19 protein-coding genes are annotated in these 17,462 nt (G+C 66.1%); 9 read left to right on the forward strand and 10 right to left on the reverse strand.

Features of this window, described 5'->3' with window-relative positions; all coding sequences use genetic code 11:
- The first annotated feature begins 49 nt into the window (after nucleotides 1-49).
- Nucleotides 50-1,237 carry a glutamine-hydrolyzing carbamoyl-phosphate synthase small subunit gene (gene carA / locus FOY91_RS16480; protein ID WP_145154342.1) on the forward strand — a complete coding sequence of 396 codons (1,188 nt, stop codon included), beginning with the start codon at nucleotides 50-52 and terminating at the stop codon, nucleotides 1,235-1,237.
- Nucleotides 1,238-1,284: 47 nt separating this feature from the next.
- On the opposite strand, the gene FOY91_RS16485 is transcribed toward carA, so the two are convergent.
- The gene (locus FOY91_RS16485) at nucleotides 1,285-1,635 is read right to left on the reverse strand and encodes an endonuclease domain-containing protein (RefSeq protein WP_145154344.1); all 351 of its coding nucleotides are present in this window, start codon (nucleotides 1,633-1,635) and stop codon (nucleotides 1,285-1,287) included.
- Between the two features lie 64 nt (nucleotides 1,636-1,699).
- Here FOY91_RS16485 and carB point away from each other — a divergent pair, with 64 nt between their 5' ends.
- The 3 genes from carB to FOY91_RS16500 all read left to right on the forward strand — a co-directional run bounded on the left by carB (nucleotide 1,700) and on the right by FOY91_RS16500 (nucleotide 6,240).
- Nucleotides 1,700-5,032 (forward strand): carbamoyl-phosphate synthase large subunit, encoded by a 3,333-nt coding sequence (gene carB / locus FOY91_RS16490; protein WP_145154345.1) that lies wholly within the window; start codon nucleotides 1,700-1,702, stop codon nucleotides 5,030-5,032.
- Nucleotides 5,033-5,109: 77 nt separating this feature from the next.
- Complete coding sequence (greA, locus tag FOY91_RS16495) at nucleotides 5,110-5,577, forward strand: transcription elongation factor GreA (RefSeq protein ID WP_145154346.1); 468 nt, start codon at nucleotides 5,110-5,112, stop codon at nucleotides 5,575-5,577.
- Nucleotides 5,578-5,580: 3 nt separating this feature from the next.
- On the forward strand, nucleotides 5,581-6,240 hold the full coding sequence (locus FOY91_RS16500) for a rhomboid family intramembrane serine protease (protein ID WP_145154347.1): 660 nt from the start codon (nucleotides 5,581-5,583) through the stop codon (nucleotides 6,238-6,240).
- Between the two features lie 10 nt (nucleotides 6,241-6,250).
- On the opposite strand, the gene FOY91_RS16505 is transcribed toward FOY91_RS16500, so the two are convergent.
- The 6 genes from FOY91_RS16505 to FOY91_RS16530 form a co-directional block, all read right to left on the reverse strand.
- The gene (locus FOY91_RS16505; RefSeq protein WP_145154348.1) at nucleotides 6,251-6,466 is read right to left on the reverse strand and encodes a DUF4170 domain-containing protein; all 216 of its coding nucleotides are present in this window, start codon (nucleotides 6,464-6,466) and stop codon (nucleotides 6,251-6,253) included.
- Between the two features lie 4 nt (nucleotides 6,467-6,470).
- Complete coding sequence (locus FOY91_RS16510) at nucleotides 6,471-7,082, reverse strand: MlaC/ttg2D family ABC transporter substrate-binding protein (RefSeq protein WP_145154349.1); 612 nt, start codon at nucleotides 7,080-7,082, stop codon at nucleotides 6,471-6,473.
- A gap of 86 nt (nucleotides 7,083-7,168) precedes the next feature.
- Nucleotides 7,169-7,795 carry a hypothetical protein gene (locus tag FOY91_RS16515; protein WP_238995754.1) on the reverse strand — a complete coding sequence of 209 codons (627 nt, stop codon included), beginning with the start codon at nucleotides 7,793-7,795 and terminating at the stop codon, nucleotides 7,169-7,171.
- Nucleotides 7,796-7,797: 2 nt separating this feature from the next.
- Nucleotides 7,798-8,145 (reverse strand): DUF3618 domain-containing protein, encoded by a 348-nt coding sequence (locus FOY91_RS16520; protein WP_145154350.1) that lies wholly within the window; start codon nucleotides 8,143-8,145, stop codon nucleotides 7,798-7,800.
- 45 nt (nucleotides 8,146-8,190) lie between these two features.
- Nucleotides 8,191-8,469, reverse strand: a complete 279-nt coding sequence (locus FOY91_RS16525) for a hypothetical protein (protein ID WP_162527257.1) — start codon at nucleotides 8,467-8,469, stop codon at nucleotides 8,191-8,193.
- 64 nt (nucleotides 8,470-8,533) lie between these two features.
- Nucleotides 8,534-9,148 (reverse strand): hypothetical protein, encoded by a 615-nt coding sequence (locus FOY91_RS16530; RefSeq protein WP_203234605.1) that lies wholly within the window; start codon nucleotides 9,146-9,148, stop codon nucleotides 8,534-8,536.
- 166 nt (nucleotides 9,149-9,314) lie between these two features.
- On the opposite strand from FOY91_RS16530, the gene eno reads away from it, so the two are divergent.
- The 4 genes from eno to FOY91_RS16550 all read left to right on the forward strand — a co-directional run bounded on the left by eno (nucleotide 9,315) and on the right by FOY91_RS16550 (nucleotide 13,589).
- Nucleotides 9,315-10,598, forward strand: coding sequence for a phosphopyruvate hydratase (eno, locus tag FOY91_RS16535; protein WP_145154354.1), 1,284 nt, complete (start codon nucleotides 9,315-9,317; stop codon nucleotides 10,596-10,598).
- Nucleotides 10,585-10,962, forward strand: a complete 378-nt coding sequence (locus FOY91_RS16540) for a septum formation initiator (protein WP_238995755.1) — start codon at nucleotides 10,585-10,587, stop codon at nucleotides 10,960-10,962. Before eno ends, FOY91_RS16540 begins: the two co-directional genes overlap by 14 nt.
- A 150-nt stretch (nucleotides 10,963-11,112) precedes the next feature.
- Nucleotides 11,113-12,123 carry a pyruvate dehydrogenase (acetyl-transferring) E1 component subunit alpha gene (gene pdhA / locus FOY91_RS16545; RefSeq protein ID WP_420822888.1) on the forward strand — a complete coding sequence of 337 codons (1,011 nt, stop codon included), beginning with the start codon at nucleotides 11,113-11,115 and terminating at the stop codon, nucleotides 12,121-12,123.
- Nucleotides 12,123-13,589, forward strand: a complete 1,467-nt coding sequence (locus FOY91_RS16550) for a pyruvate dehydrogenase complex E1 component subunit beta (RefSeq protein ID WP_145154358.1) — start codon at nucleotides 12,123-12,125, stop codon at nucleotides 13,587-13,589. Before pdhA ends, FOY91_RS16550 begins: the two co-directional genes overlap by 1 nt.
- A gap of 45 nt (nucleotides 13,590-13,634) precedes the next feature.
- Here the strand turns inward: FOY91_RS16550 and FOY91_RS16555 are convergent, their stop codons facing one another.
- The 3 genes from FOY91_RS16555 to FOY91_RS16565 are packed head-to-tail and all read right to left on the reverse strand — an operon-like array spanning nucleotide 13,635 to nucleotide 16,608.
- Nucleotides 13,635-14,294, reverse strand: a complete 660-nt coding sequence (locus FOY91_RS16555) for a TadE/TadG family type IV pilus assembly protein (RefSeq protein ID WP_238995756.1) — start codon at nucleotides 14,292-14,294, stop codon at nucleotides 13,635-13,637.
- Complete coding sequence (locus tag FOY91_RS16560) at nucleotides 14,291-14,884, reverse strand: TadE/TadG family type IV pilus assembly protein (RefSeq protein ID WP_238995757.1); 594 nt, start codon at nucleotides 14,882-14,884, stop codon at nucleotides 14,291-14,293. The genes FOY91_RS16555 and FOY91_RS16560 overlap by 4 nt, the downstream gene beginning before the upstream one ends.
- Complete coding sequence (locus FOY91_RS16565) at nucleotides 14,881-16,608, reverse strand: pilus assembly protein (RefSeq protein WP_238995758.1); 1,728 nt, start codon at nucleotides 16,606-16,608, stop codon at nucleotides 14,881-14,883. The genes FOY91_RS16560 and FOY91_RS16565 overlap by 4 nt, the downstream gene beginning before the upstream one ends.
- 172 nt (nucleotides 16,609-16,780) lie before the next feature.
- Here FOY91_RS16565 and FOY91_RS16570 point away from each other — a divergent pair, with 172 nt between their 5' ends.
- Nucleotides 16,781-17,434: a hypothetical protein gene (locus FOY91_RS16570; protein ID WP_145154361.1), complete on the forward strand. Its 654-nt coding sequence runs from the start codon at nucleotides 16,781-16,783 to the stop codon at nucleotides 17,432-17,434.
- Nucleotides 17,435-17,462: the final 28 nt, after the last annotated feature.

Here is a 17,462-nt window from a genome sequence, read left to right on the forward strand (position 1 = left end):
CCCCGACGCCGCCCCTACCAACCCCGCCGTTTACCCGCCCGACGACCTGATGAGGAGAGCCCTTGTGGCCGAGCCAGTTTCCACGCGCGTCCCTGAAGGTGCGACGGGCGTATTGGCGCTGGCCGACGGCTCGCTGATCTGGGGGCGTGGCTTCGGCGCGGAGGGTGCCGCCGTCGGCGAGGTGTGCTTCAACACCGCGATGACCGGCTATCAGGAGGTGATGACCGATCCCTCCTATGCCGCGCAGATCATCGCCTTCACCTTCCCCCACATCGGCAACGTGGGCGCCAACCCCGAGGACATCGAGGCGATCAACCCGCACGCGCTGGGGCTGATCGTGCGCGAGGACGTGACCGATCCGTCGAATTTCCGCAGCACGCAGGGGTTCGATGCGTGGCTCAAGCAAAACGGCCGCATCGGCCTGGCGGGCGTGGATACCCGCGCACTCACCCGCGCGATCCGCATCCAGGGCGCGCCCAACGGCGTGATCGCGCATGACGCGGCCGGCCGGTTCGATGTCGAGGCGCTGATCGCACAGGCGCGCGGCTGGCCGGGGCTGGAGGGGATGGACCTCGCGAAAGAGGTGTCTGCCACCCAGAGCTACAAGTGGGACGACGGGTTGTGGACGCTGGGCGAGGGCTATGCCGCCCACAGCGCCAACCCCGATGGCCCGCACGTGGTGGCGATCGATTACGGCCTCAAGCGCAACATCCTTCGCAACCTCGTCGCCGCCGGCGCGCGGGTGACGGTGGTGCCCGCCACCGCCACCTTCGACGAGGTGATGGCGCATGGCCCCGACGGCGTGTTCCTCTCCAACGGCCCCGGCGATCCCGCCGCGACCGGCGCCTACGCCGTGCCGGTGATCCGCGAGTTGCTGAAGGTGGGCAAGCCGCTGTTCGGCATCTGCCTGGGCCACCAGTTGCTCGGGCTGGCGGTGGGGGCGACGACCTCCAAGATGCACCAAGGCCATCGCGGCGCGAACCATCCGGTGAAGCGCACCGAGGACGGCCGCGTCGAGATCACCAGCATGAACCACGGCTTCGCGGTGGATGCTGACTCGCTGCCGGCCAACGCCCGCGCCACCCACGTCTCGCTGTTCGACGGCTCGCTGGCGGGGCTGGAGCTGACGGATGCCAAGGCGTTCTCGGTGCAGTACCACCCCGAGGCCAGCCCTGGGCCGCAGGACAGCCATTATCTGTTCGAGCGGTTCGTGGACGAGTTGCGAGGCGCCGCGTGACTCCCTCTCCCCGACGGGGAGAGGGTTGGGGTGAGGGGACGCGCGGTTCAGAGCGCGTTGCGGGCAATGAGAACTTCCCGGCGTATCGCCTCCAGTACCCCGTCGATGTTTGCCATCACGTCATTGTTCCAGAAGCGCGCGACCGTGTAGCCGAAGGTTTCGATCACTCGCGTTCGTTCGAGATCGGCGTCATTATCGGCATGCTGGCCACCATCGAGTTCGATCACCAATCGCGCCGAACGGCAGACGAAGTCTGCCACATGCGGACCGATCGGAAATTGTCGGACGAATTTGGCATCCTCAAGCTGGCGCGCGCGGAGCCGGGACCACATCAACCGCTCGGCATCGGTCGCCGACGCGCGCAATTTTCGCGCGACTGGGGTAAGCCTCTTTTCCATTCGCGCCGTACACCCTCACCCAACCCTCTCCCTTAAGGGAGAGGGCTAACAGGTATCGTCTGACATGCCCAAACGCACCGACATCTCGTCCATCCTCATCATCGGTGCCGGCCCGATCGTCATCGGGCAGGCGTGCGAGTTCGATTATTCGGGCACGCAGGCGTGCAAGGCGCTGCGCGAGGAGGGCTATCGCATCATCCTCGTCAATTCGAACCCCGCCACGATCATGACCGATCCGGACATGGCCGACGCCACTTACGTTGAGCCGATCACCCCCGAGATCGTCGCCAAGATCATCGAGAAGGAGCGGCCCGACGCGGTGCTCCCCACGATGGGCGGGCAGACCGCGCTCAACACCGCGCTGGCGCTGTTCAACGACGGTACGCTGGCGAAGTACGGCGTGCAGATGATCGGCGCGGATGCCGAGGCGATCGACAAGGCCGAGGACCGGCTGAAATTCCGCGACGCGATGGACCGCATCGGGCTGGAAAGCGCGCGCTCCACGATCGCGCATACGATGGACGAGGCGCTCGCCGGCCTCGCCATCACCGGGCTGCCGGCGATCATCCGCCCCAGCTTTACGATGGGCGGCACCGGCGGCGGCATCGCGTACAACCGCGAGGAGTTCATCGGCATCGTCACCAAGGGGCTCGATGCCAGCCCGACCACCGAGGTGCTGATCGAGGAATCGCTGCTCGGCTGGAAGGAGTATGAGATGGAGGTCGTGCGCGATCGCGCCGACAACTGCATCATCATCTGTTCGATCGAGAACGTCGATCCGATGGGCATCCATACCGGGGACTCGATCACCGTCGCGCCGGCGCTCACGCTGACCGACAAGGAATATCAGATCATGCGCAACGCGAGCATCGCGGTGCTGCGTGAAATCGGTGTGGAAACAGGCGGTTCCAACGTACAGTTCGCGGTGAATCCGAAGGATGGCCGGCTGGTCGTGATCGAGATGAACCCGCGGGTGTCGCGCTCGTCGGCGCTCGCCTCCAAGGCCACCGGCTTCCCGATCGCCAAGGTCGCGGCCAAGCTGGCGGTGGGTTATACGCTGGACGAGATCGACAACGACATCACCGGCGCCACCCCGGCTTCGTTCGAGCCGACGATCGACTACGTCGTCACCAAGATCCCGCGCTTCGCCTTCGAGAAGTTCAAGGGCGCCGAGAACACGCTCTCGACCGCGATGAAGAGCGTCGGCGAGGTGATGGCGATCGGCCGCAACTTCTCTGAGTCGCTGCAAAAGGCGCTGCGCGGGCTGGAGACGGGGCTGGTCGGCCTCAACATCGTCGACGAGCTGGCCGGCGCGCCGCGTGCCTCGATCGAGGGGGCGCTTGCCCGTCCCACGCCGGATCGGCTGCTGGTGGCCGCGCAGGCGCTGCGCGAGGGCTTCACCATCGACGAGATCCATCGCATCGCCAAGTTCGATCCGTGGTTTCTCGAACGGTTGCAGGAGATCGTTCGCGCCGAGACCGAAGTCGCCACCGACGGGCTACCGCAGGACGCGGCGGGGATGCGCCGGCTCAAGGCGATGGGTTTCTCGGACAAGCGCCTCGCCTTCCTCGCGCTGCAATCCGCCGGCCTGCGGGGTATGGACCGGGCGCAGGCGCGCGGCTCCGGCCTGATCCACGACACGCTCGTGGCGATGACCGGCGGTGTCACCGAGGCGGAGGTGCGCGCGCTGCGCCACAAGCTGGGCGTGCGCCCGGTGTTCAAGCGCATCGACACCTGCGCCGCCGAGTTCGAGGCCAAGACCCCGTACATGTACTCCACCTACGAGGCGCCCTTCTTCGGCGAGCCGGAGTGCGAGAGCCAGCCCACCGACCGTGAGAAGATCGTGATCCTGGGCGGCGGGCCGAACCGGATCGGGCAGGGGATCGAGTTCGATTACTGCTGCTGCCATGCCTGCTTCGCGCTGGCGGATGCGGGCTATGAGACGATCATGGTCAACTGCAACCCGGAGACGGTTTCGACCGACTACGACACCTCGGACCGGCTCTATTTCGAGCCGTTGACCGTGGAGGACGTGCTGGAGATCCTGCACGTCGAACAGCGCAACGGCACGCTGAAGGGCGTCATCGTCCAGTTCGGCGGGCAGACCCCGCTGAAGCTGGCGCAGGAGCTGGCCGATGCCGGCATCCCGATCCTCGGCACCAGCCCCGATGCGATCGATCTGGCCGAGGACCGCGAGCGGTTCGCAGCACTCGTCTCCAGCCTGCGGCTGTTGCAGCCGGCCAACGGGATTGCCCGCAGCCGGGAGGAGGCACTGAACGTCGCCGAGCGGATCGGCTATCCGGTGCTGATGCGGCCGAGCTATGTGCTGGGCGGACGCGCGATGGAGATCGTCGACGGACCGGCGCAGCTCGAAAACTACATTCAGACCGCCGTGCAAGTGTCTGGCGATTCACCCGTTCTGATCGATCAGTATCTGCGCGACGCGATCGAGGTGGATGTCGATGCGATCTGCGACGGCACCGATGTCGTCGTGACCGGCGTGATGCAGCATATCGAGGAGGCCGGGGTCCATTCGGGCGACAGCGCCTGCTCGCTGCCGCCCTACAGCCTGTCAGACGCGATCATCGCCGAGATCGAGCGGCAGACCGCCGAGTTGGCGCATGCGCTGTCGGTGAAAGGTCTGATGAACATCCAGTTCGCCGTGAAGGGCGATGAGGTGTTCCTGATCGAGGTGAACCCGCGCGCCAGCCGTACCGTGCCGTTCGTCGCCAAGGCCATCGGCGTCCCGATCGCTAAGATCGCCGCGCGCGTGATGGCGGGCGAGATGCTGGCCGACCTGCCGAAGATCGACCGCGCGATCGATCACGTCGCGGTGAAGGAGGCGGTGTTTCCGTGGGCGCGGTTCCCCGGGGTCGATCCGGTGCTTTCGCCGGAGATGAAGTCCACCGGCGAAGTGATGGGGATCGATAGCGACTTCGCCACCGCTTTCGCCAAGGCCCAGATCGGTGGCGGCACCGTGCTGCCGACCGGCGGCACGGCCTTCGTCTCGGTGAAGCCGGGTGACAAGGCGCTGATCGCCGAGGCCGTGCGCGAACTGATCGAGCGGGGTTTCTCGATCGTCGCGACCGCGGGCACCGCCGACTTCCTGCGCGGTGAGGGTCTGGCGGTGGAAACGGTGAACAAGGTGCAGCAGGGCCGACCCCATATCGTCGACCGGATCAAGGACGGCGGGATCGCCCTGATCTTCAACACCACGGAGGGCTGGCAGTCGTTGCAGGACTCGCAGTCGATCCGGGCGTCGGCGCTGGCGGGGCGGGTGCCCTATTTCACGACGGCTGCGGCGAGTGTGGCGGCAGCGCGCGCGATCACCGCATTGGCATCGCGAGACCTTGAAGTACGGCCCCTGCAATCATATTATTCTCGTTCGCGCGCCTGATCCTGCCAGTCTTGTGGTGCGGGCGGTCCTGAAAACGGGGCCGCTTGGGGTGATTATTATCGAAGGGGTTTTCGCCGATGGACAAGATGCCGATGCTGGAGGTGGGCCACCGCATGCTCACCGAGCAGCTCGCGGCTCTCAAGGTGGAGCGGCCGCAGATCATCGATGCTATCGAGGAAGCGCGCGCCCACGGCGATTTGTCCGAGAATGCCGAATATCACGCCGCAAAGGAGCGGCAGGGCCAGATCGAGGCGATGATCGGCGATCTCGAGGATCGCCTGAGCCGGGCGCAGATCATTGACCCGACGACGCTTTCGGGCGACCGGGTCGTGTTCGGCGCGACCGTGCACATGATCGATGAGGACGAGAAGCCGGTAAAATACCAGATCGTCGGCCAGACCGAGGCGGACGCGAAGTCCGGCCGCATTTCGTACAACTCGCCGCTCGGCAAGGCGTTGATCGGTCGCCACGTCGATGACGAGGTCGAGGTGACGGTGCCGTCGGGCGATCGTTATTATGTGGTGTCCAAGATTGAATTCATCTGATCGATGCGACTGCCGCCGTCCCGCGCGACTTTCGTTATTGGTGCGCTGACGGCGGTCGCATGGGCCGGCGTGGCCCTTACCGGCGCGACCGAGATGGCCGCTGTGCTGGCAGGCTTCATCCCCGAGCGACTCGCGCCGGGTGGCGATGCAATGACTTCGGCGAGTTACGGCATACCCATCGCCCAGGCCGTTCCGGTCTGGCTCACGCCGCTCTCCGCGACACTGGTTCACGGCGGGCTGCTGCACCTTGTCTTCAACCTGCTGATGCTCGGCTTTTGCGGACGCTTCGTCGAGGTGGTGCTGGGGGCGAGGGGGTTGGTGGCGCTCTACCTCGTCGGTGCGTACGTGGCGGCCGCGGCGCAGTTCGCAGTCGATCCGGGCAGCCTCGCGCCGATGATCGGCGCCAGCGGGGCCATCTCGGCGTTATTCGGCGCCTATGCGCTGCTGTTCGGTGAGAGGCGCGGTCGCCTGGCGGATCATCGGTTTGGCAAGGCGCTGCACGTGCTCTGGCTGGCGGCGGCGTGGATCGGCTTCCAGTTACTCGTGGGCTTCGCCACCACACAGGCAGGGGCCGCGATCGCCGTCGCGGCCCACATCGGTGGCTTTATCGCCGGTCTTGTGCTGGCGAAACCTCTGCTGCGTTGGCGCTACCGGCACGCCTGACCCGATCCGGTTACGTCTTGTCGGGCTCGAGCAGCCGATGCAGGTGCACGACGACATACTTCATCTCGGCATCGTCGACCGAGCGCTGCGCCGCCGAGCGCCATGCCTTTTCAGCACTCGCATAATCCTCGTAGAAGCCCACGACATCGAGTGCTTCGAGGTTGGAAAAGTCAAGGCCGCGTGGATCATCCACGCGGCCACCGAAGACGAGATGGAGCTTGCTCAACGGCTTATCCCCGAGACTTCATGAACGCGACGAGTTTGTCGAAGCCGTTGCGCTGGATGTAGGCGTCAAAGTCCGCAGCCTGCGTCACGGCGAGGTTGATCCCGGCGACGGTAAGGTTCGTGACCTTGTAGCCACCACCGACGCGATCGACCGTCCATACCGCGTTTATCGGCGATGAGCCGGGCTTCGTCACCTGCGTCATCACCGCCGCGCTCGTGCCTTGCGGGACAGTACGCACCAGCTTGAGATCGGCCCGTGCGTAGTCGAACAGGCGATCGGCGTAGGTGCCGATGATGAAGTTCGGAAACGCCGCCTTGTACGATGCATACTGTGCAGGTGTGATCTTCGGGCGCCAGCGACGGATGAGCCGATCCCCAATCTGATCCACCGCGAAATGCTGGGTTAGCAGAGACTGGAATTGCGAGCGGGCTGCCGCACGGCTGCCGGTACGGAGAACCGCGAAGCCCTCGTCTGCCAGTGTATCCACGAACGCGCCGGGCTCCTGCGTGTTCACCGCAGCAGCGGCGGGAGCGACGAAAGCGGGGGCGGTCAGCGAAGCGGTCGCCAGCAGCGCGGGCAGAAGCGCGGAGCGCGCGAGGGTAACGAACGAAATCATTCAACTATCTCCAGTGGCTGGCAATGCGATGCCGGCAGTGCGATTTCCACACTGCCGGACCGTCGCTTCACCGCCCGTGACCATGACTAGGACTGCGGCTGGCGGATCGCCTCGGCGGCCGCAGTGCCCGCAGAGGAAGCGGCCTTGCTGGCGGTGTCCAGCAGCTTGTCGACCTGCTGACGGGCGCCATCCTTGTTGATGCCCATCTCGTCCAGCGTGCCCTGTCCAGCTTCGCGGGCGGCGCTGATCGCACCCTTCGCGATACCGGCGAGCTTGTCACCGATCGGGCCGAGCGCTTCGGTCTCGCGCTGGCTGCGTGGCAGCAGCGCCCCGATCAGGACGCCGATCGCGATGCCGCCGATCACGGCAGCGATCGGGCTCTCGTCGATCCCGTCAGACGTCCGGTGGCGGGCGCTGGAGGCTGTCTGACGCGCCGAGGCATAGGCCGCATTCGCCTTCTCACGGGCGGCCTCCGCCGCTGCGGCGGTACGCTCGCGCGCTGTCTCGAGGGCTACCCCGGTCTTGTCGGCGGCTACCTCATACGCACCGGCAACCTTTTCGCGTGCGGCGCTCAGCGTCTCGCTCGCGCTTGCGGCAGCGGCACTGGCAGCATCGCTCACCTTCGCGCCTGCATCATGAAGCTTGTCGCCCACGGCGTGCAGCTTGTCGCTGGTATAGGCGCCAGCGCGCTCGGCGGTATCCTTGACGGTCATGGTCATTCTCCTTTTTGGCCGGCGGCGGTGGCGCCTGCCGGGTTGATCCGTCGAACATCGGTATCCGGCATATCCCACTTGGGGCGGCGGCGGGAACGGAACAGGCGTTCGGCAAGAAGGGTCACCGGCTTGCGGACGAGCAGCAGCAATCCGACCCCTGCTACCCCCGCGATCATGCGTGGGCGCTCATAGGCGAATTCCACCGCGTCATCCGCAAGGGCTGCGCCTTTCTCGCGAAGGGCCGTGCCCTTGTCGCGGGTATCGTCCCATGTCTCCCTCGCCCGCACCCGGGGATCGAGCCGCGAGCGTAGCCGCGCCAGGGTGTCCTGCATCTGCTCCCGCGCGAGCACCGCTTGGGCCTCGGCACGAGCGATCTCGGTACGACTACCGACCATCTATCGACCTCCCGCGCTGAACTGGCGGACCGCAAGATATGCGAGAAGGCCCGCGACGATCAGACCGATCGCCGCTGCCGCAACGCCGCCACCCAGTGGCCCGAGCCACAAAGCAAGCCAGAAGCCCAAGAACACCAGCAGCGTGGTGATCGCCGCCTGCGCGATGAACAGAGCGGCGATCCCCAAAATCGCCGCAGTCCGCACCGGCGGCACCCACGAAAGTGCCTTCTGACGATAGACGTCGATCTCGGCACTGACGTAGGTCTTGCCATCCGCCACCAAGCGCCTGGCAAGAGTACCGACCGACTCCGTGTCCCGTTGCTCGTTCACCGCCTCGTACAACTCAGAACGCGGTATCGACCGGCACGGTCGTGGCGGTAGACGGGGTGGTGCGGGGATGCACGGGCGCATTCTGCGCCCGGTCTGAGGTCTGTGCGGTGCCCTCGGCAAGGCCGACCTTCAGGAGGCGGGCGACCACGAAGCCGATCGCCGCAGCGGCACCGATGGCGATCGCCGGGCTCTTGCGAACCAGGTCGCGAGCATCGTCGAACAATTCCTCGACGTCCTTGTCACGCAACGTGTCGGCAAGGCCGGCGACGGCCTGTGAAGCCTGTCGGGCATACGCACCGTACTGCTCTCCGGCCTTTTCATCGATCTGGCCAGCGGCGTCGTCCACCAGCTTGGTCACGTTGTCGAGCACGCCGACGGCACGTTCCTTGCCCTGTGCGGCATAACCGAATGCCTTGTCGGTCGCCTGCGCCCGCAGGCTGGCGGTCGCGTCGCCGACCTTGGCGGCGGCATCGCCCAGCTTGCTGGCGGCGGCGGAGGCAGCGTCCGAAGTCCGGCTGGCGGTGGCGCTGGTGAAGCCTGTGCCGGTGCTGCCGGCGAAATCACCGTTCGTCCCGTCGGAGACGATCGAGTCGGTCCCCTCGGGAAGATTGGACTGCGAAATTGCCATGACTGGGTCTCCGTATTGATCGGTATTCACGTCACAAACCTACGCCCCCCGACACTGTTCCATCCCCGTGATAATCTTCACCTGCCCGTGGCCGGCATTTGCCTATCGCGATCCGGGCCGCTAGATCGCCGCGCATCAGCCGCCCATCCAGAAAGGCCGCCCGCCCATGACCGCGATCCTCGACATCCACGCCCGCCAGATCATCGACAGCCGGGGCAATCCCACCGTCGAGGTGGATGTCACGCTCGAAGACGGCAGCTTCGGCCGCGCCGCCGTGCCCTCGGGCGCCTCGACCGGCGCGCATGAGGCGGTGGAGCGTCGCGACGGGGACAAGGCACGCTGGGGCGGCAAGGGTGTCACCAAGGCGGTCGACGCGGTGAACGGCGAGATCGGCGAGGAACTGACCGGCCTCGACGCCGAGGACCAGAACGCGATCGACGCCGTGATGATCGAACTGGACGGCACGCCGAACAAGGGCCGCCTCGGCGCCAACGCAATCCTGGGCGTCAGCCTGGCGGTCGCCAAGGCGGCGGCGGATGCGCGCGGGCTGCCGCTCTATCGCTATGTCGGCGGCGTTTCGGCCAACGTGCTGCCGGTGCCGATGATGAACATCATCAACGGCGGCATGCACGCCGATAACCCGATCGACTTTCAGGAATTCATGATCATGCCGGTCGGTGCGCCGACCCTGTCCGAAGCGGTGCGTTGCGGCGCGGAGATCTTCCACACGCTGAAGAAGGCGCTGGCCGACAAGGGGCTGAACACCTCGGTGGGCGACGAGGGCGGCTTCGCGCCGAACATTGCCAGCGCACCCGATGCGCTGGACCTCATCATGAAGGCGATCGAGAAGGCGGGCTATACCCCCGGCGACGACGTGGTGCTGGCGCTGGATTGCGCCGCGACCGAGTTCTTCCGCAAGGGCAAGTACGACTTCAAGGGCGAGGGCAAAAAGCGTTCGCCCGAGGAAATGGCGGAATATCTTGCCGACCTGACCCGCCGCTACCCGATCCGCTCGATCGAGGACGGCATGGGCGAGGATGATTTCGCCGGCTGGAAGATCCTGACCGAGAAGATCGGCAAGAAGGTGCAGCTGGTGGGCGACGACCTGTTCGTCACCAACCCGCAGCGGCTGGCCGAGGGGATTGCCGGCGGCCTCGCCAACTCGCTGCTGGTGAAGGTGAACCAGATCGGCACGCTGACCGAGACGCTGGAGGCGGTGACGCTGGCCCAGCGCGCCGGCTACACCGCCGTGATGTCGCACCGTTCGGGCGAGACCGAGGATGCGACGATCGCTGACCTCGCCGTCGCCACCAACTGCGGCCAGATCAAGACGGGCAGCCTTGCCCGGTCGGACCGGCTCGCCAAGTACAACCAGCTGATCCGCATCGAGGAAGAGCTGGGGGCGATGGCGCATTATGCCGGCCGCGAAATCTTCCGTGGCCGCGCCTGACGACAAGGGCGCGCGCGGGGGCTTGCGCGGGGCGGCGCGGCGGGCGCAGACTGGCGGCATGAAAAGTCGCCGGTCCGCCCGCTCGCTGATCGTGTCGGCCGCCGGGCCGGCGGTGGCGGTGCTCGTCGTCGTCGTGTTCGCCGGCTTCGCGCTGCTGGGGTCGAACGGGCTGCTGTCGCTCGACGGTTACCGCAAGCAGCTGTCCGAGCGGACCGTGGCGCTGGCGCGCTACGAGGCGGAGCGGGCGCGTCTGCAGAACCAGAAACGCCTGATCGAGCGCGGCGACCCCGATTTCGCCGACGAGCTGGTTCGCCGGAACACCGACATGATCGATCGCAACGAATATATGGTGGTCGAACACTGACGGCTGGCGTTGCCCGCCGTGGCACGCGCTCCTATACAGGGAGCGACCGATCGAACCGATCAAATCCGGATAGGGGATGGACGCTTGGCACGAGCAGCACAGCCGCAGGACGCTAAAACGTCCGTCAATGCGGGCGAGGCGGCGCCTCCGGTGATCGCCAACCGCGAGCGGCCGGGTGAGCCGGTGCGGCATGTGGCGAGCAAGGAGGAACTGCTCGAATTCTATCGCCAGATGCTGCTGATCCGCCGTTTCGAGGAGAAGGCTGGCCAGCTGTACGGCCTCGGCCTGATCGGCGGTTTCTGCCACCTCTATATCGGGCAGGAGGCGGTCGCCGTCGGTATCCAGTCCGCGCTGGAAGTGGGCAAGGACAGCGTCATCACCGGCTACCGCGATCATGGCCACATGCTCGCCTACGGCATCGATCCCAAGCTCATCATGGCCGAGCTGACCGGCCGCGTCGCCGGCATCAGCCGGGGCAAGGGCGGCTCGATGCACATGTTCTCGGTCGAGCATGGTTTCTACGGCGGCCACGGCATCGTCGGCGCGCAGGTGTCGCTGGGCACCGGGCTGGCCTTCGCCCACAAGTACAAGGGTGACGGCGGGATCAACGTCGCCTATTTCGGCGATGGCGCGGCCAACCAGGGCCAGGTGTCGGAATCGATGAACATGGCGGAGTTGTGGAAGCTGCCGATCATCTTCGTGATCGAGAACAACCAGTATGCCATGGGCACGAGCGTGAACCGTTCCTCCTCCGAGGACCAGCTGTTCCGCCGGGGCGAGAGCTTCCGCGTGCCGGGTATCCAGGTGGACGGCATGGACGTGCTGGCCGTGCGCGGCGCCACGAATACGGCGGTGGAGTGGGTGCGGGCCGGCAAGGGGCCGGTGCTGCTTGAGCTCAAGACCTATCGCTATCGCGGCCACTCGATGTCCGATCCGGCCAAGTACCGCTCGCGCGACGAGGTGCAGGCCGTGCGTGAGAAATCCGACCCGATCGAGGCCGCGAAGCGTGAACTCGATGCGCTCGGTGTCGGCGAGGATGAACTGAAGGCGCTCGACAAGGAGATCCGCAAGATCGTTGCCGAAGCGGCTGATTTCGCGGAGGAATCGCCCGAGCCCGAGCTTTCCGATCTCCATACCGACGTTCTGGTGGGGCAATATTGATGGCCGTCGAACTGAAGATGCCCGCGCTTTCGCCGACCATGGAGGAGGGCACGCTTTCCAAGTGGCTCGTGAAGGAGGGTGACACGGTGAAGTCCGGCGACATTCTCGCCGAGATCGAGACCGACAAGGCGACGATGGAATTCGAGGCGGTCGACGAGGGGACGGTCAGCCAGATCGTCGTGCCGGCCGGCAGCGAGGGCGTGAAGGTCGGCACCGTGATCGCGCTGATCGCGGGCGACGACGAGGAGGCCGGGGCACCCGAGGCGGCGCCTGCCAAGAAGGCCGCGCCGGCCAAGGACGCGCCTGCCAACGAGGAGCGGGCGGGCGACGCCGCCAACGCGACGCCCAAGGAGGAACCCGCCGACGAGAACGCCCCGCCGATCCCCGAAAGCGCCACCCCGCACAAGATGGAAACGGGCGCACGCGATCTCGTCGCCTCGGCCGCGCGAACGGTGGACGATCCAGAGGTGCCGGAGGGCACCGCGACCGTGAAGACCACCGTTCGCGAGGCGCTGCGCGACGCGATGGCGGAGGAAATGCGTTCCGACGACCGCGTGTTCGTGATGGGCGAGGAAGTCGCCGAGTATCAGGGCGCGTACAAGGTGACGCAGGGCCTGCTCGACGAGTTCGGCGCGCGCCGCGTGATCGATACGCCGATCACCGAGATGGGGTTTGCCGGTGTCGGCGCAGGCGCGGCGATGGGCGGGCTGAAGCCGATCATCGAGTTCATGACGTTCAACTTCGCCATGCAGGCGATCGATCACATCATCAACTCGGCGGCAAAGACCAACTATATGTCCGGTGGCCAAATGCGCTGCCCGATCGTGTTCCGCGGGCCGAACGGCGCCGCAGCGCGCGTGGGCGCTCAGCATAGCCAGAACTATGCGCCCTGGTATGCCAGCGTTCCCGGCCTGATCGTCATCGCGCCCTACAGCGCGGCCGATGCGAAGGGGCTGCTCAAGGCGGCGATCCGGTCCGAGGATCCGGTCGTGTTTCTCGAGAACGAACTGCTCTACGGGCAGAGCTTCGAGGTGCCGGTGCTGCACGACTATGTGCTCCCGATCGGCAAGGCGCGCGTCTGCCGGGAAGGCAAGGACGTCACGCTCGTCAGCTATTCGATCGGCGTCGGTGTCTCGCTCGATGCGGCGAACCAGCTTGCCGAGCAGGGCATCGAGGCCGAGGTGATCGATCTCCGCACGCTGCGCCCGCTCGACACCGCGACGGTGTTGAAGAGCCTCGCCAAGACCAACCGCATCGTGGTGGTGGAGGAAGGCTGGCCGACCTGCTCGATCGCAGCGGAGATCGCGGCGGTGGTGATGGAGCAGGGCTTCGACGACCTCGACGCGCCGGTGCTGCGCGTCACCAATGTCGATGTGCCGATGCCCTATGCGGCCAATCTGGAAAAGGCGGCGCTGCTGAAGGTGGACGACGTGATCGCGGCGGCGAAGAAGGTCTGCTACCGCTGAGGCTTGTCGGGCGGGCGGGCGTGATCGCCCGCCTGCCGGATCCCGTCAGGCGGTATATTTGGTGCATTTGGCAATGTCGGCATCGGCCACGCCACCCGGCTTCATCACCTGATCGACGCGCTGGCGCACGTTGAATGCACGCTCTGCCCGGATCGTCGTCTCGCTGATCCACCGCCCCGCGACGATCGGCTGATAGGTGTAGTTCACCTCGACATACATCACGGCGGTATCGTCGGCTGGTTTGATCTTGTTGGCGTTGATGAGGCTCGGCCCCATGCCATATTGCAGGCTGTTGTCCGTCGCACCCTTGCCTTCTACGCCATAGGCCGAAACGACCGTCATCTTGCCGGCGCAACGCTGCCAGCCGATCTTGTAGCCCTTCCTCGTATCGGTCAGCTTGTTAGGTTCGAGGCTGCTCAGGATAATGCGGCCGTTATCGGCGAACTTGATGTTCCGCCCGATGAACTTCGCCCCCGTCATCAGCTCGTTGATGTCCGCCTCGCTGATCTGGTTGCGCACCCGCGCGGCATTGTCGGCGGTGGTCATCGCGATCTGGCTGATGCGCAGGTTGGCCATGCCGAAATTCCACAGCTCCAGCCCGCCGAGCGCCAGCAGGATCAGCACCGGCAGCACGAGCGCGAACTCGATCATGGCGACGCCGGCGGCGTCCTGCCGCAACGGCATACGCGGGCAGGGGCGGCTCACTTCCGGCAATCCGGAAACGACTGCGAACCGAACGGCTGGTTGCGGAACACCATGTTCGATGAAACCGTCTCTTCGGCGCTGAAGCCGAGAAACTTCGTCAGCGGCACGATGCGCGGAAACCTGGCCGTGACGGTGTAGTAGATCAGGTCATCCGATCCACCCAGCCCGGTACGGCCCGAAGTAGCGGCCCTGTCCCAGACGCCGTTGCCGTTATCGTCGTAATAGCAATCGATGCCCATGTCGTAGACGCTGTTGGCGTTGGAATCGATGTACTTCTCGTCCTTGCCCACGCCGGAGAACTGCGAGTAGCTCTTCTTGTCGACTTTCACCGTCACGTTGCTGCCGAAGGCGGTGAGCTGTTTCGTGAGATAGGTATCAACGTCGCCGCTGGCACGCGTGCCTATGGTCGCGTAGCGCGCCGTGCGCTGCAGCGCCCCCTCCACCACCGAGCCGAGGTACAGCCGGTAGCCGAAGTCGGTCATCGCCAGCAGCACCACGGTAAGCGGCAGGATGACGAGGCCGAGTTCGACCACATAGGCGCCGCGCTCGTCCGCCCTCAGCCGCCGCAGCAAAGCACGCGCACGCCTCACTGCGTCAGCCTCAGCGCACCGATGTTCTTGCCGATCTCGACGAACTTGGCGGTGAGCGAGGCCGAATTGGCCGAGAGCGAGGCTTGTGCCGCACTGGTCGCACATTCGGAGAGGGCGCTGGTCAGCTCCGAGGCGAAGGCGATCACCCATATCGAAACGCCCATCTGCTTGGTCGCCGCACACATCATCTTGAAGCGCTGGTTGTGGCGGGCGGGCTGGTCGTCCTCGCTGGTGAACGTGCCGGTGACGCGCTGGTCCCACTTCTCCAGCCCGTAGGTGCTGTAGAGCGTGGGGCCGGTGTCGATGATGCCGTCGGTCATGTAGATGATCTGGCGGGAAACCGGCATGCTGCCGTAGGTTTCGGGATTGTCCCCGGCAAAGATGCCGGTGCGTGCGATCAGCCGTGCGCCCCAGATCATGCCGTTGTCATGATAGGTGCCGCCATCGGGATTGAGCTGGTCGAGATAGGTCGACAGCGCCGTCCTGCTCCACGGCTGCAGCCGCTTGACGGTTGCGACCGGGCAGGCAACCTGCGGCCTTGAGGTATAACCGCGCGGATCGCCGGTCCGTTCGTAATAATATTGCTGATAGTCATCATAGGCCGCGCCGTTGGCGAGGAACTCGACCTCGGGCCAATAGGGCTTCCATTTGGTCGCCGGGTCGTTGGTCGGTACCAGCGCGATATCGAGATCCTCGGCGGAGTCGGGGATCGTGTAGCCCGAGGAGGCGGTGATCGAGGAGGACGTCTGCCGCTCCTCGATGCAGCCCGCCCAGATTGAACCGGGCATGGTCGCAGGCGGCGCGGTGTAGGTGAGCGAGGGATCGGTCGGTCGCAACGGCTGCGCGCTCTGGTTCGGTGTCGGCGTAAGGGCGCCCGTGACGTAGGTCGAGACGTCGTAGGTCATCGGCTGGTACGTCCAGTCCGCGAAATTGTAGCTGCACGTATAGGTGGTGGTCTTGCCCGAGGTGACCGGGGCGCTGGTGACGCCGCCCTTGCCGGTGCAATAGGCGATCGTTTTGCCCGTTTCGACATTGTTGTAGCGCGCCACCCGCGAGCGATAGGTGTAGCTGTCACTGACGATATAGTTCGGGTTGACCGACCTGATCGCATCGCCCGCGTTGATGCCGCTGGAGAACGGTACGACCCCGTAGCGCAGCCGCAGCCCCGCCGTTTCCAGCTTGGTCTGCACCGACGCAAGCTCGTCGTACAGCGCCAGCACGGCCTTGCGCAGCGCGACGATCTTGGTGTCGGTATCGGCGGAGGTCGCCTTGTCCTTCATCGATCCGGTGGTGTCGAGCACCAGCACGATATCGGTATTCACGAAATCCTGCTTGGCGTTGCACGTCACGTCCAGCGGCAGCGTGTTGAAGCCGAACATCTTCATCAGCGTCGTCTTGATCGTGGTGCTGGCGGTGATGACGACGGTCGCGTCCGGCCCCTGGGTGATGGACGGCACGAACTTGGTGGTGCCCCACGATTCCTGCGGGAAGTTGAAGTTGAAGAACTTCGTCGCCTCCGTTTTCACAGTGTCGTCCACCACGCCGCCCACCATCGCCCGGCGACCGGCCAGCACGGCGGAATCGCACGCCTGCTGCAAGCGCGCCTGCGCCATATAGGCGCGCGTCATATCGACGCCGGAGCCGAGCAGCGCGATCAGCGGCAGCATCGCCGCGCCGGTGATCGCCAGCACGTTACCGCGCGTGTCGCGGGCCAGCCGCGTCATCGGCGCCCGTCGCGTTCCGCCATCGTGCCGTTCGTCCGCTCGCATCATCGCACCGCCCCGCAGACGCCGATCGCGCCCCTGATGCGGGGAGAGATGCCCGAAAAGCGCTAAGGTTGGCTTAATCGTGCCTCGGGCGGTTTGCCCCGGCGATCGCGACTTCCTAGATCACGGCATGGCCGACGATACTCTGCGCGATCCCGAACTCTCCCTGTCGCTGGCCTATGCGCCAGCCGCCCGCCGGCCCGCGCTGGCCGCGCTGTGGCGGCTGGACGAGCGGCTGGCGGCGATCGTCGTAGAGCCGAACCGGCCGATCACGGCGATAAAGCTGGCATGGTGGCGCGAGGCGCTGGAACGGCTCGACCAAGCGCCGCCGCCGCCCGAGCCGCTGCTGGCAGCCCTTGGTGAGGCGGTGGCCGCCGGCGTGTCAGGCGCGCGGCTGGCCGGGCTGGCCGCCGCATGGGATGTGCTGATCGACGACGATGCGGCAGAGGACGAAGGTGCCCGGATCGTCCGCCACGCGCGGGAGCGGGCTGCCGCGTTGTTCGGCACCGCCGCCGATCTCCTCGGTGGGGCGGGGCAGGTGGACGTCGCCGTGGCGGGGCAATCCTGGTCGCTGGCGACGGTGCCGGTTCCACTCGCGGCCGGCCGGCGGGAGGCAGCGGCATCGGTGCTGTCGCATGTGCCGCCGGGCTACTGGCCACGCCGCCTGCGGGCGCTCGGTGTGCTGGCGGTGCTGGGACGGGAGCGGCTGCATGATCCCGCCGGCCTGCCCGGGTCGCCGCGCCGTATCGTGCGCGCCTTGTGGCATGCGGCCAGCGGCCTCTGACGGCGATCGCTGGACCTTGGCATGACGA

Origin of the sequence: Alterirhizorhabdus solaris, assembly GCF_007785815.1 — a bacterium.
GTDB lineage: Bacteria > Pseudomonadota > Alphaproteobacteria > Sphingomonadales > Sphingomonadaceae > Alterirhizorhabdus > Alterirhizorhabdus solaris.